This window comes from Mycobacterium sp. 360MFTsu5.1, from assembly GCF_000383495.1.
GTDB lineage: Bacteria > Actinomycetota > Actinomycetes > Mycobacteriales > Mycobacteriaceae > Mycobacterium > Mycobacterium mucogenicum_B.
The window spans coordinates 119006-131894 of sequence record NZ_KB911468.1; the positions used below are offsets into that span (position 1 = coordinate 119006).

Annotated in this window: 15 protein-coding genes and 1 pseudogene; 6 read left to right on the forward strand and 10 right to left on the reverse strand. The window is 68.4% G+C overall.

What is annotated here, in order from left to right:
* Window positions 1-63: 63 nt before the first annotated feature.
* Both H289_RS0117730 and H289_RS0117735 read left to right on the forward strand, forming a co-directional pair.
* Window positions 64-261, forward strand: a complete 198-nt coding sequence (locus H289_RS0117730) for a hypothetical protein (protein WP_020102158.1) — start codon at window positions 64-66, stop codon at window positions 259-261.
* Window positions 258-1490 (forward strand): cytochrome P450, encoded by a 1233-nt coding sequence (locus H289_RS0117735; RefSeq protein ID WP_020102159.1) that lies wholly within the window; start codon window positions 258-260, stop codon window positions 1488-1490. The genes H289_RS0117730 and H289_RS0117735 overlap by 4 nt, the downstream gene beginning before the upstream one ends.
* Here H289_RS0117735 and H289_RS0117740 read toward each other — a convergent pair.
* From H289_RS0117740 to H289_RS0117775, 8 genes are all read right to left on the reverse strand, one after another.
* Window positions 1487-2323 (reverse strand): DegV family protein, encoded by an 837-nt coding sequence (locus tag H289_RS0117740; RefSeq protein WP_020102160.1) that lies wholly within the window; start codon window positions 2321-2323, stop codon window positions 1487-1489. The two genes, H289_RS0117735 and H289_RS0117740, sit on opposite strands and share 4 nt — an antisense overlap.
* A 2-nt stretch (window positions 2324-2325) precedes the next feature.
* Window positions 2326-3078: a diglucosylglycerate octanoyltransferase gene (gene octT / locus H289_RS0117745; protein WP_020102161.1), complete on the reverse strand. Its 753-nt coding sequence runs from the start codon at window positions 3076-3078 to the stop codon at window positions 2326-2328.
* Complete coding sequence (gpgP, locus tag H289_RS0117750; RefSeq protein WP_020102162.1) at window positions 3068-3736, reverse strand: glucosyl-3-phosphoglycerate phosphatase; 669 nt, start codon at window positions 3734-3736, stop codon at window positions 3068-3070. The genes octT and gpgP overlap by 11 nt, the downstream gene beginning before the upstream one ends.
* Window positions 3733-4146 carry a ribosome silencing factor gene (gene rsfS, locus H289_RS30760; protein ID WP_020102163.1) on the reverse strand — a complete coding sequence of 138 codons (414 nt, stop codon included), beginning with the start codon at window positions 4144-4146 and terminating at the stop codon, window positions 3733-3735. The genes gpgP and rsfS overlap by 4 nt, the downstream gene beginning before the upstream one ends.
* A complete protein-coding gene (nadD, locus tag H289_RS0117760; protein WP_286133704.1) occupies window positions 4143-4757 on the reverse strand; it encodes a nicotinate-nucleotide adenylyltransferase in 615 nt (204 codons plus the stop codon). Before nadD ends, rsfS begins: the two co-directional genes overlap by 4 nt.
* Window positions 4758-4827: 70 nt before the next feature.
* A complete protein-coding gene (locus tag H289_RS0117765) occupies window positions 4828-6273 on the reverse strand; it encodes a vWA domain-containing protein (RefSeq protein WP_029105382.1) in 1446 nt (481 codons plus the stop codon).
* A 10-nt stretch (window positions 6274-6283) separates the two neighbouring features.
* Window positions 6284-7165 (reverse strand): AAA family ATPase, encoded by an 882-nt coding sequence (locus H289_RS0117770; RefSeq protein ID WP_029105383.1) that lies wholly within the window; start codon window positions 7163-7165, stop codon window positions 6284-6286.
* A 12-nt stretch (window positions 7166-7177) separates the two neighbouring features.
* Entirely contained in the window at window positions 7178-8425 is a 1248-nt protein-coding gene (locus tag H289_RS0117775; protein WP_020102167.1) for a glutamate-5-semialdehyde dehydrogenase, read from the reverse strand.
* Between the two features lie 56 nt (window positions 8426-8481).
* Here H289_RS0117775 and H289_RS0117780 point away from each other — a divergent pair, with 56 nt between their 5' ends.
* The gene (locus H289_RS0117780; protein WP_029105384.1) at window positions 8482-9348 is read left to right on the forward strand and encodes a ribokinase; all 867 of its coding nucleotides are present in this window, start codon (window positions 8482-8484) and stop codon (window positions 9346-9348) included.
* 60 nt (window positions 9349-9408) lie between these two features.
* Entirely contained in the window at window positions 9409-10659 is a 1251-nt protein-coding gene (locus H289_RS0117785) for a cytochrome P450 (protein ID WP_020102169.1), read from the forward strand.
* Here the strand turns inward: H289_RS0117785 and H289_RS0117790 are convergent.
* Window positions 10635-10862 (reverse strand): annotated as a pseudogene (locus tag H289_RS0117790) (response regulator transcription factor); the annotation flags it as partial. The gene H289_RS0117785 and the pseudogene H289_RS0117790 sit on opposite strands and share 25 nt — an antisense overlap.
* 118 nt (window positions 10863-10980) lie before the next feature.
* Window positions 10981-11208: a hypothetical protein gene (locus H289_RS0117795; protein WP_020102171.1), complete on the reverse strand. Its 228-nt coding sequence runs from the start codon at window positions 11206-11208 to the stop codon at window positions 10981-10983.
* 175 nt (window positions 11209-11383) lie between these two features.
* Between H289_RS0117795 and H289_RS0117800 the strand changes: the two genes are divergently transcribed.
* Both H289_RS0117800 and H289_RS31925 read left to right on the forward strand, forming a co-directional pair.
* Window positions 11384-11590, forward strand: a complete 207-nt coding sequence (locus H289_RS0117800) for a hypothetical protein (RefSeq protein ID WP_020102172.1) — start codon at window positions 11384-11386, stop codon at window positions 11588-11590.
* A gap of 57 nt (window positions 11591-11647) precedes the next feature.
* The gene (locus tag H289_RS31925) at window positions 11648-12835 is read left to right on the forward strand and encodes a DUF2306 domain-containing protein (RefSeq protein ID WP_155944170.1); all 1188 of its coding nucleotides are present in this window, start codon (window positions 11648-11650) and stop codon (window positions 12833-12835) included.
* Window positions 12836-12889 lie beyond the last annotated feature (54 nt).

The following is a 12889-nucleotide window of genomic DNA, read 5'->3' on the forward strand; positions in this document are numbered from 1 at the left end:
CGCCGCGATTCGAGTATCCGTCTACTCAATCCGGTCGGCCGCGGCGCGCGCACGCTCGTTCACATGGCCACAACAACTTCCCGCGAGCAGGCGCTGCGTCGTCTGCCATTGGCGTACTCCCTGGCCCTGCGGTTGCGCGACGCACGCGTGGCGGCAGACCTGATCTGCGAGTACGTCGGCGTCGAACCATCGGCTCTGGCCGGCATCTACCGCATCGGCGAAGCGAAACTCGCAGCCGCACAACACGAGGAGTCCGCATGACCGCCACCTTGCCCGGCCCCGTCACCGTCTTCGACGCCGACCTGCCCGTCATCGACTACACCGACGCCACCAGCTGGGACGAGGTGCACGACATCCTCGCCGCGGCACGGCGTCGGTCACCGATCGCGCTGGGCCCGCATGGCCCGGAGCTCCTGACATACGACATGGTGCACACCGCATTGCGCGATCCGCGGTTCGCCGAGCCCAAGGCGATGGGCCTCGAATCGCAGGGCATCACCTCCGGCGAGTTGTGGGACCGCGTCACCCACAGTCTGTTGGCCATGGACGGCGACGAGCACCACCGGCTCCGACGTCTGGTGGCCAAGGCCTTCACACCGCGGGCCGTCGCCAGGCTGCAGCCCACGATCGCCTCGGTGATCAACGGGCTGGTGGACGCGGTCGCACCAGTCGGCCGGTGCGACGTCGTCGCCGACATCGCCCTGCAGTACCCCATTCCGGTCATCTGCACCCTGCTCGGCGCGCCCAGGAAGGACTGGGAGCTGTTCTCGGACTGGGCGGACGACTTCATGAAGCTGGTGGCCTGGAACATCGTCGAGGACGAGCCGGTGGTCTTGGCCGCCTGGCGTAACCTCGACGACTACGTCGATCGCATGGTCGACACCCGGCGCCGGACACTGACCGACGATCTGATCTCGGACCTGATCCGTGCCGAGGACGACGGCGACCGCCTCACCCATGACGAACTGTTGATGCTGGCGGCCGGGATGCTCGTCGCCGGCACCGACACCACCCGGAATCAGCTGGCGGCGGCCGTATACGTCTTCTGCGACCATCCCGAGCAGTGGTCGACGCTGGCCGAACGTCCCGAGCTGGTCCACCAAGCCGTCGAAGAGGCGCTGCGGTACTCACCGATCGGCATCGGCCTGCCCCGCGAGGCCGTCGTCGACGTCGAACTCGACGGGCTGCTCATCCCGGCGGGAACCCAGATCATCGCCAATTCCGCTGCCGGGAACCGGGATCCGCGAGTCTTCGATGATCCGGACCGCTTCGACATCGAGCGAGTCAACCCAGCCACCGCGCTGTCCTTCGGCAGCGGCCTGCACTACTGCCTCGGCTCGCACCTGGCCCGCCTCGAACTCACCGAGGCGCTGACGCTCATGGCCAAGCACATGCCCGGCCTGCACCTCGACGGGCCGGCGGTGTGGAAGAGCTTCCTGGGCGTAACCGGTCCGGCCACCTTGCCGGTCGCCTTCGAGCCGGGCAATTAGTCCTGCGTGTTGACGATCACGCCGACGGCCCCGGAGCCGACGTGCACCGCCAGCACCGGCCCCATGTCGGTCACCACGAGTGAATCGACCTGGGGCAGAAGGGAAGTCAGGGCGGCGCCAATCTGCGCGGCGTCGTCGTGGTTGTCGACGTGGTGTACGGCGATCGCTGCGGGCCGGTCGCCGACCAGCGCGACCACCCGCTCGATCATCGCGGCATGCGCCTTGGCCACAGTCCGAATCCGCTGATCGAGCACCAGCCGGCCGTCGATGTCCAACTGCAGCAACGGTTTCAGCGACAACGCGGTACCGAGCCAGGAGGCGGCGGTCCCGATGCGGCCACTACGGCGCAGGTTGTCCAGCCTGTGCACGACGATGAAACCGTGCTGCCGCCCCGATTCCGCACGCGCCTGCGCCTCAACAGCATCCAGGTCGGCGCCGGCCGCCGCGGCCCGGGCCGCGGCCAGGGCGACGAACCCGACGCCCATCGCCGCCGAGCGCGAATTGACCACGCGCACAGCTGAACCCAGCTCACGTCCCACGGCCGCGGCGGAACTGAACGTGCTTGACAGACCGGCCGACAGATGTACCGCCACGACGCCGTCGCCCCCGCTGTCGGCCAGCGCCTGCTTGTAGACGTCGGTCAGATCCGCGGGCGCCGCACCCGAGGTGGACACGTGCGACCGGTCCTGGATGTCCTGCGGAATCGGGTCGATCCCGTCCTGGTAATCGGTGCCGTCCTGCAGCACGTGCAGCGGCACGACGCGAATGTCCCAGCGCTTCAACTCATCCGGGTCAAGCCGAGCCGACGAGTCGGTGACCACCACCACTGCCATGGCTAGTCGTCGGTCCGCTGCGACACCACACCGGCCTCGGCCAGCCCCTTGAGCATGAGTTCGGCGACGGCACGGTGCGCCTCGAAGTTCCAGTGGATGCCGTCCGGATTGGCGCGGCCGGACATCACCTCGTCACCGACGGCGGCCTTGAGGTCGACGATCGGAATCTGCTTCGCGTCAGCCCAATCGGTGATTGCCGCGACGGTGGCGTCGCGCCACCGGTGCGAACTGCCGTAGGTCTCCGCGATGTGCACCGACGGGATGGTCGCGACAAACGGAATGCCGGGGCGGTTGAAATCGATTGCCCCGCGCGTCTCTTCGAGATATTCGACCGTCAGGTGTGCCGGCAGCGCGGGCCGGGCGAGCGGCGACAGCCGCGGCTGCAACCAGCCGTAGCCGTCCCGCACGATGCGGCGCAGCCACGGCGGCCGCACATAGCGGATCAGTTCCCGCAGCGCCGTCGGCAACGGTGACGGCAACGAGTCCATGCCGCACGTCGCGAAGATCACCGCGCCGGCCTTCGGCAGCGCCGCCCACGACCGCGGATCCTGCGTCGCGGCCCACCACACGTCGCGGCAGGTCCAGCCGATGCGGCCGATCAGCTCCAGGTCCCAACCGAGTTGGGACGCAACGATGTTGGGCCAGATACGCGGATCGTCGGACGGCAGGCCGCCGGTGGGTCCGTAGTAGGACAGCGAGTCGCAGAAGACGAGAAGAACGGGCTTCTTCGGCGCGGCCGGGGTATCAGAGGACATCGTTCGCCACCTGAGCCGAGGCGTTCCACACATCCAGCCGCCACTTCACCGGATCGTCGTCGGCGAGTCCGGCACTGTGCCCGGACAGCTGCACCCAGCTGGCGTTTCCCATGCCGCCGAGGATCGGCCAGTTGTCCACCGGTAGGTCCAGCAACGCAGCGGTCAGCGCAGCGATCAGGCCGCCGTGCGCCACGAGCACCACCGGGCGGTCGATCTCGTCGACGCCCCACTCGGGCAGATTGCGCAGCTGATCGGCCACCACCGGGAGGGCGCGGTTCGCCACGTCCACCCGGCTCTCGCCGTTGTGCGGCGCCCAGCGGGCATCGTCACGCCAGGCCAGCCGCGCGCCGGGCGCGATGGCATCGACCTCGTGGTGAGTCAGGCCCTGCCAGTCCCCCAGGTGCGTCTCGCGCAGCCGCTCGTCGATCGACACCGCCATGCCGGCCTGGTCCCCCAGCGTCGTCGCGGTGTCGAGGGCACGACGCAGATCGGAGGACACGATCACCAGGGGCTGACGCTTGGCCAGCACCTCGGCCGCCGCCACCGCCTGCGCCCGGCCCAGATCACTGAGGTCGGTGTCGAGCTGGCCCTGCATCCGGCTCGTGGCGTTGTACTCCGTCTGACCGTGACGCAGCAGCAGGAGGCGGCGGTTCCTCACTCGCCGTCCTCGTCGGGCGCGTCGTCACCGTCGGGGTTCACCGGGAGCTCACCGTCGAGGTCCACCTCGATGGCCGGGCAGTCCCGCCACAGCCGGTCCAGCGCGTAGTACTCGCGCTCCTCCTGGTGCTGGATGTGCACGACGATGTCGACGTAGTCGAGCAGCACCCAGCGGCCCTCACGGGCGCCCTCGCGACGGGCGGGCTTGTGGCCGGCCCAGCGCATCTTCTCCTCGACCTCGTCGACGATGGCGTTGACCTGGCGGTCATTGGATGCCGAGGCGATGACGAAGTAGTCGGTGATGACCAACTGATCCGAGACGTCGATGACGTTGATGTTCTCGCCCAGCTTGGCGGACGCCGCGCGGGCGGCGACCGTCGCCATGCTGAGGGCTTCGGGGGTGGCGGTCATGAACTCTCCTGCTTGGTCGTGGCCTGGTAGAGCCCACGTTTGGATACGTATTGGACGACGCCGTCGGGCACCAGGTACCAGATGGGCCGGTTGGCCTGGGCGCGGCGACGGCAGTCGCTCGATGAGATGGCCAGCGCGGGCACCTCGACCAGGGTCAGGGCGTCGGGCGGCAGTTCTTTCTGCGCTGCCTCGATGTGTTTCCCGTCCAGTTCGTAGCCGGGGCGGCTGACCCCGATGAACCGGGCCGTGGAGAACAGCTCCTCCCAGTTCTGCCAGGACAGGATCGAGGCCAGCGCGTCGGCGCCGGTGATGAAGTACAAGTCGGTGTCAGGGTTCTGCCGGGCCAGATCCCGCAAGGTGTCCTTGGTGTAGGTGGGGCCGCCGCGGTCGATGTCGACGCGGCTGACCGAGAACCGCGGGTTGGCGGCCGTCGCGATGACCGTCATCAGGTACCGGTCCTCGGCGGCGGTGACGTGCCGATCGCGCTTCTGCCAGGGCTGCCCAGTGGGAACGAACACCACTTCGTCGAGCTCGAACAGGTCGGCCACCTCGCTGGCGGCGACGAGGTGTCCATGGTGGATGGGATCGAACGTCCCACCCATCACTCCCAGCCTGCGTCGAGTCACGATTGGCCAGCTTACGGCAGTGTTCGGAGCCAACTTCGGGGCAGGACCTCGCGGGCTAGACCGGCAGCAGGTTGTCGATCACCGACGCGAGCTGCTTGGCGGACCGGCATTCGTGCATGGTGATGATGTCCTGGTACTTGGCCGTCGCAGAGTCGCCGCTGCCCCACAGGTGCTTGGGCTCGGGGTTGAGCCAGTGCGCGTGGCGGCTGGCGCTCACCATGTGCGCCAACAGGTCGGCCTGCGGGTTGCGGTAGTTGTTGCGGCCGTCGCCGAGCACCAGCAGCGCCGTGCGCGGCGAGAGCGCATTGGGCCACTTGTCCAGGAACGAGACGAAGGCGTGCCCGTAGTCGGAGTGCCCGTCCCGCGTGTACACGGCGGCCTCGCGGGTGATCTTCTGCACCGCGACGGCCAGGTCGGCGTCGGGCCCGAACAGCTCGGTCACCTCATCGGTGGTGTCGATGAAGGCGAAGACCCGCACGCGCGAGAACTGCTGACGCAGGGCATGCACCAGCATCAGGGTGAAGTGGCTGAAACCGGCGACGGAACCGGACACGTCGCACAGCACCACCAGCTCCGGGCGGGCCGGGTGCGGCTTCTTGAGGACGACGTCGATGGGCACGCCGCCGGTCGACATCGACTTGCGCAGTGTCTTGCGCAGGTCGATCTGGCCGGAGTGGGAGCGACGACGACGCGCCGCCAGTCGGGTAGCCAGCGTACGGGCCAGGGGCGCAACGACATTGCGCATCTGGCGCAGCTGTTCGCCTGACGCCCTGAGGAATTCGACGTTCTCGGCCAGCTGCGGGATGCCGTAGGTCTGCACGTGGTCACGGCCGATCTGCTCGGCGGTGCGCCGCTTGGTCTCCGACTCGACCATGTGTCGCAGTTGCGAAATACGCTTGGCGGCAATCGCTTTGGCGATCTGCTCCTGCGTGGGCGTGGGCTCGTCGCCGTACGGCGCCAACAGGCCGGCGAGCAGCTTGCCCTCCAGCTGGTCCAGGCCCATGGCTTTGAGCGCCTGGTACGACGAGTACGACGGGCCGCGGCTCGAGTTGTACTTGCCGTAGGCGTCGACGATCTGCGCGATCATCGCCATCAGGCGGTCGTCGAGGTTCGCCATGTCGGCGTCGGACAGCAGGTCGATGAGTGCCGCGCGCATGCCCTCGACGTCCTCGGGCGGGATCCGGTCGGGCCGGTTCTCCGGATCCTCGTCGTCGTCGAGTTCCAACACGGCCCGGTCCCCCATGGCTGCGGGGAACCACAGGTCGAACAGCGCGTTGTAGGTCTCGCGATGGTCGGGCCGGCGCAATACCGCGCACGCCAGGCCCTCGCGGAGCACCATGCGGTCACCCAGCCCCAAGGTGGCCATCACCCGGCCGGCGTCGACCGTCTCCGACGGCCCGACGTTGATGCCCACCTTGCGCAGGGCTTCGACGAACCCCACGAGATGGCCTGGAATGCCTTGCGGGGCAAGCGGTTGCGGTGGGGTTCGTGCGACGGCCATGGCAGCTTCCCTAGTTCAGCTTCAGCTCACCGGCAGCGCGCTGCTGATCGGACTGGTGCTTGAGCACCACGCCCAGCGTGGCCGCGATCATCGCGTCGTCGAGGGTGTCCATGCCCAGCGCCAGCACCGTGCGGCCCCAGTCGATCGTCTCGGCGACCGACGGCAGCTTCTTGAGCTGCATGCCGCGCAGCACGCCGATGATCCGGACCAGCTCGTCGGCGATTTTCTCCGGCAGCTCGGGCACCCGGGACAGCAGGATGCGTCGTTCCAGATCCGGGTCGGGGAAATCGATGTGCAGGAACAGGCAGCGACGCTTGAGCGCCTCGGACAGCTCACGGGTGGCGTTCGACGTCAGCACCACCAGCGGAGTCTGCTGCGCCTTGATGGTGCCGAGTTCCGGCACGGTGACGGCGAAGTCGGACAGGATTTCCAGCAGCAGGCCTTCGATCTCGATGTCGGCCTTGTCGGTCTCGTCGATCAGCAGCACGGTGGGCTCGGTGCGGCGGATGGCCGTCAGCAGCGGCCGGCTCAGCAGGAACTCCTCGCTGAACACGTCCATCTTGGTCTGGTCCCAGTCGCCCGACTGCTGGCCGGACTGAATCCGCAGGATCTGCTTGGCGTGGTTCCACTCGTACAGCGCGCGGGCCTCGTCGACGCCCTCGTAGCACTGCAGCCGCACCAGCTCCGAACCCGTGCACTGGGCGATGGCCCGGGCCAGTTCGGTCTTACCGACGCCCGCCGGTCCTTCGATCAGCAGCGGCTTACCCAGCCGGTCGGCCAGGAAAACCGCTGTGGCCGTTGCGGTGTCGGGCAGGTATCCGGTTTCGGCGAGTCGCTTGGCGACGTCATCGATGTCCGCGAACAACGGCACCGAACGAGCGGGTGTACTCAAGTTCTTCTCCTCCTACACGGGCCGGGTCTGGCCGTCGCCCCACACGATCCACTTGGTGGAGGTCAGTTCCGGCAGCCCCATCGGACCGCGTGCGTGCAGCTTCTGGGTCGAGATGCCGATCTCGGCGCCGAAGCCGAACTGCTCACCGTCGGTGAAGGCCGTCGACGCGTTGACCATCACCGCGGCTGCATCCACCTGTTCGGAGAACCGCTGGGCCGCAGCAAGATTGGTGGTGACAATCGATTCGGTGTGGCCGGTGCCGTACTCGTTGACGTGCGCGATGGCCCCATCGACCCCGTCGACGACAGCTACCGCGATATCCAGTGACAGGAACTCGGCGCGCAATTCGTCTTCGCTCGGGTCCAGGTGCACCGTCACCCCGGCGTCCTGCAGGGCGGTCACCAGTCGGGGCAGCGCGGTGTCGGCGATGGCGCGGTCCACCAGCAGCGTCTCGGCCGAGTTGCACACGCTGGGACGGCGCGTCTTGGAGTTCAGCAGGATGCTCTCGGCCGTGTCGAGATCGGCGGCCTCGTGGACGTAGACGTGGCAGTTGCCGACGCCCGTCTCGATGGTCGGCACGGTGGCGTCGCGGACCACGGCGTCGATCAGGCCGGCGCCGCCGCGCGGGATCACCACGTCGACCAGGCCGCGGGCCTGGATCAGGTGGGTGACACTGGCGCGGTCCTCGCTGGGCAGGAGCTGCACGGCATCCTCGGGCAGGCCCTCGGCGGCCAGCGCCGCCCGCAGCGCGGTGACCAGAGCCGCATTCGACCGGGCCGCCGACGAGCTGCCGCGCAGCAGCGCCGCGTTGCCGGACTTCAGCGCCAGGCCGAAGGCGTCGACCGTGACGTTGGGCCGGCTCTCGTAGACCATGCCGACCACGCCGAGCGGCACCCGCTGCTGACGAATCTGCAGGCCGTTGGGCAGCGTGCTGCCGCGCAGCACCTGACCCACGGGGTCCGGCAGCCCGGCGACCTGCCGCAATCCGGCGGCGATGCCGTCGAGTCGCTGCGGGTTCAGGGCCAGGCGGTCGATCATCGCCTCGGCGGTGCCGGCGGCGCGCGCGGCGTCGATGTCCTCGGAGTTGGCGGCGAGCACCACGTCCGCGGCGGCGAGCACGGCATCGGCCGCGGCGTGCAGCGCGCGGTTCTTGGCTTCGGTGGTCAGTGTGGCCAGCACGCGCGACGCGACGCGGGCCCTCCGGGCGGCGTCATGCACCTGCTGGCGCAGATCGGTGTCCGTAGCTGCGTGCACACTCATTAACCCAGGGTAACGAGGTATCCGCGGTTCGGGCCGGTCGGGGCTACGGTGGCCCGGTGACTCGCATCACTGTCGTGGGCAGCGTGAACATGGATCTGGTGTTCGGTCTCGCAGACCTGCCGGGACCGGGACAGACGGTACTGGCGTCGTCATTGCATTCAGAGCCCGGCGGCAAGGGCGGGAATCAGGCCGTCGCCGCGGCCCGCGCGGGTGCCGACGTCCAGCTCGTCGCCGCGCTCGGGGCCGACGCCACCGGGGCGGCTCTGCGAAAGCACTTGCAGGACAACGGTGTCGGACTCGTCGGGACGGTCAGCCTGCCCGTCCCGAGCGGCACCGCGGCGATCATGGTCGGTGCGAACGCCGAGAACATGATCGTGGTGGCGCCGGGCGCCAACGGGCACCTGACCCTGGATTCCGCACACGTTCGCGCGGTCGTCGCCGACTGCGATGTGCTGTTGCTGCAGTTGGAAATCCCGCCGGCCACGGCGCTGGCGGCGGCGCGGCTGGCGAAGGACAGCGGCGCCACCGTCGTGCTCAACGCCTCTCCCGCCGGCACCGATCCGCACGCGCTCGCCGAGCTGGCGGCCGTCACCGACGTGGTGATCGTCAATGAAACCGAAGCGGCCCAATGGCATTGGCCCGTCGCGCATCTGGTGATCACGCGCGGTGCCGACGGCGCGGTGCACCGCACACCCGACGGCGAGACGCACGTCCCCGCACCCGAGGTGGAAGCCATCGACACCACGGGCGCGGGTGACGTCTTCGCGAGCGTCCTGGCCGCGGGCTGGACCACAGACCCCGCACATGCCCTCCGGCGCGCCGTGACCGCCGGTGCCCTTGCCACCCTGACCCCCGGTGCCGGCGATTGCGCACCGCGGGACGAGGTCATCGAGGACGCGCTGGAAGACGACACGCCAAACTGACGCGCAGATATACGCCACTTAGCGGATGATCTGCCGGCCGCAGCGCCGGATAGTCGATGCATGACCATCGCCAGCGGTATTCCGAGCGTCTTCGACGTCACGCTTCCGGCCATCGATTACTCGGACGCGCACAGCCCCGACGAAGCGCAGGCGATCCTCGGGCCGGCGCGTGCGCAGTCGCCGATCGCGATGGGGCCGCACGGGCCAGAGGTGCTGACCTACGACCTGGCGCACGAGGTGCTGCGGGATCCGCGATTCCGGATTCCCCAGGGCATGTTCCTCGTGGCTCAGGGCATCACGTCGGGCCCGGTGTGGGACCGGGTCAGCGCATCGATCATCAGCATCGACGGCCCCGAGCACACCCGTCTGCGCCGGCTGGTGGCCACGGCCTTCAGTCGCCGCGCGATCGAGCGATTGCGCACCACGGTCGTCGACGTCGTCAGCGACCTGATCGATCGCCAGGTGGCCCGCGGGCACTGCGATGTGGTGAGCGACATCGCCCGGCAGTACCCGACCCCGGTCATCTGTGCGCTGCTCGGCGCCCCGGCCGAGGACTGGGCGCAACTGTCGGCCTGGGTCGACGACTTCATGCAGGCCTTCGACTGGCACGTCGCCGAGCACGAGACCGCGATCCTGACCGCATGGGACGCGCTCGACGGATACATCGACGACATGGTCGCCCGTCGCCGCGACAACCTCACCGACGATCTGATCTCGGATCTCATCCGCGCAGAAGAGGACGGAGACCGCCTCAGCGCCGACGAACTGCGCATGCTGTCCACCGGCCTGCTGGCGGCCGGCACCGACACCACCCGCAACCAGGTCTCGGCTTCGGTACAGGTCCTGTGCGAGCACCCCGACCAGTGGGCCCTCCTGGGGGCGCACCCGGACATGGCCGACCGCGCCGTCGAAGAGACCATGCGGCACTCCCCGATCGTGATCAGCTCTCTCCGGATGGCCCGCGAGGATGTCGAACTCGCCGGAATGCTGTTCCCCGCAGGAACTTTCCTGCAGGTCAACACCGGCGCGGCCAACCGCGACCCCGCTGTGTACGCCGATCCCGACCGACTCGACGTCACCCGCGCGGGCGCCCCGGCGATGCAGACCTTCGGCGCCGGGATGCACTACTGCCTCGGCGTGCACCTGGCCAAGATGGAGCTGGCCGAAGCGCTCGCCCTCATGACTCAGCGCATGCCCAATGCCCGCGTGACCGGGCCGGTCCCGTGGAAGCCGTTGGTAGGTCTGAGCGGACCGCTCACCCTGCCCATCGCCTTCGACCGCGTCGATCAGTCGTGGCGGGCGGCTTCCTGAGCGAGTTGCAAGCGTGACGTCAGCGCGAGCTTGTTGAAGATATGCGTGAGGTGCGTCTGCACGGTCCGCGGTGACACGAACAGCCGAGTGGCAATGTCCTTGTTGCCCAATCCTTCCCGGACCAATCTGACGACTTCCAGCTCAGCCGGAGTCAACGACGCCCAACCGCCGGCCGGCCGCTTGCGCTCGCCGTGACCGCGCTGATGCGCATCAAGGCTTGCCACCGGGCACAGCGGCGGGAAGTCGTTGCGAATGTGGGGGTGACACAACTGCGTCACCCGCTCAGGTCGTGGGATGTCGCGCATTTGCAGGGCGCCCAGATCAACCAGCCACGCGTCGGGCGGCAGGCAGTCGAGCACCAGATCGCTTGTGGTGGACCGCTGCGAGGTCGGCCAGCGCGACGTCAAGCGCGGCGACCGCTGCCGTCATCTCCGTCGGCGCCGTCTGCCAGAGCCGCGTCGAACCCTCGACGTCTGCAAGCAGCAACGTCACGGTTCCAGTCGGCAGCGGCACGGTCACATCCAGATTGCTCCCGTCGATCTCGCTCATGCTAACCGCCTTCGGGCAACTACACGGGCAATCTCTCAGCATCTATGCGTACGCATGCGCTGATGGCGTAGGCGCGGCCGGTCGCATCACATCTGGCAAATTGCGCATCACGGCCGATGGAATGCCCGCCGCCTGGCGAGACAGTAGGAGTCACTATTCGACAAGGACGACTCCGATGAACCAAACCCCCACCGCCACAATGCACTTCCGCATAGCGGCCACTCACCCGGCACTGACCCGCTGGTGGACCGAAGCCGAGTCCGTCATCTCGGCCGCCATGCGGTGGCTGTCCACCCCTTGGGCGGCGGCGCCGGCGTCGCGCGCGGCGTATCACAGCTATCTGGAGCAGGCGTGCATGGCTCGCGAGATGGACAGACTCTGAACACCCCGAAACCCGCGCGACGGACCTGCTTCAGCAAATACTGCAAGGTGACCGGGTGTGGCCCTAGAATCTGACGTTCAAATGGACGGCCACAAGGGAATCGCGGTGTCGCGGCGATTCTTCGTGCTCACGGTCGCCATCGCCGCCTTCTACGTGCCGCTCGCACTCAACTACGCCTGGCCGCTGTTCGCGCCCGGCTTGTCACGCTGGCAGGACAGCGTCAACTCCGTCATCAACGGCCGCACCTACGCGGTCGGTGACGGATCCGTCGAATCCGTGCGCCACGGCGCCTACGCCGAGCATCGCGTGGTCCTCATGGTGCACACCACATTGGCCGGACTTGCCTTGACGCTGGGGCTGTTTCAGTTCTCGTCGCGGCTGCGCACCCGCCGGCCGGCGGTACATCGCCGGATCGGCCGTAGCTATCTGGCACTGATGTCCGTCAGCATGCTGACCGCGTTGGTGTTCCTGTACTTCACGCCGCCGGCCCAGCACTTCATCGGCCCGGCATTCGAAACCCAGTTGCGCGCCTTGGCAATTGGCACACTCGGTAGCGCGTGGTACGCGGTCTACGCGATCCGCCGCCGCGACGTGATCACGCACCAGGCCTGGATGACCTACGGCATCGCCCTGATGATGACGGCGCCGTTGCTGCGCGTGATCTGGATCGGCATCCAGCCACTGATCCCGCAGCACGATCTGCTGACCAACATCGGTGTGGGCTCCATCGTCCTCGGTGTCGCCGCGCCCGGCAGCGCGGTGTTCGCGTTCATGCTCGCGCAGCATCCGAAGGTGGACGCGGTTGCCGCATCCACCCCACGCCGCGTGTACTTCTTCGCCCTCGCACTGGCCATTGCCGGCTCGGTGACATACGCCGCGCTGATCCTCCGGCTGCCCGCCGCGATACCGCACAGCCTCGCGCTCTTTCACCTGGTACCGGCCTGGATCAGCATCGCAATCGCCGCAAGTGGGGTGTTCCGGGCCCGCGCCGCGGGCGATGTGGCGCGCGAACGGCAGTGGCGCTGGCTGCTGTGGGGATTCGCCGCGGCCCCGACCGCGGCCAGCTTGTACGCGCAGATCGTGCCGCCGGCCTTCACGACGGCCGACGCCGTTCTCGCCGGCGGCATGGACGGCCCGGTCATCCCGATCACCGTCGCCTTCGCGCTGGTGGTGCACGCGGCCGCGCGGTCTCAGCGCCGGACCGACGACGACCTCGATGAGCCGAACGTGCTCGCCGCCGCCTGAGCGCGGCGGCAAGTTATCCACAGAACGCGATTCATCCACAGTCTGCGCCTGCCA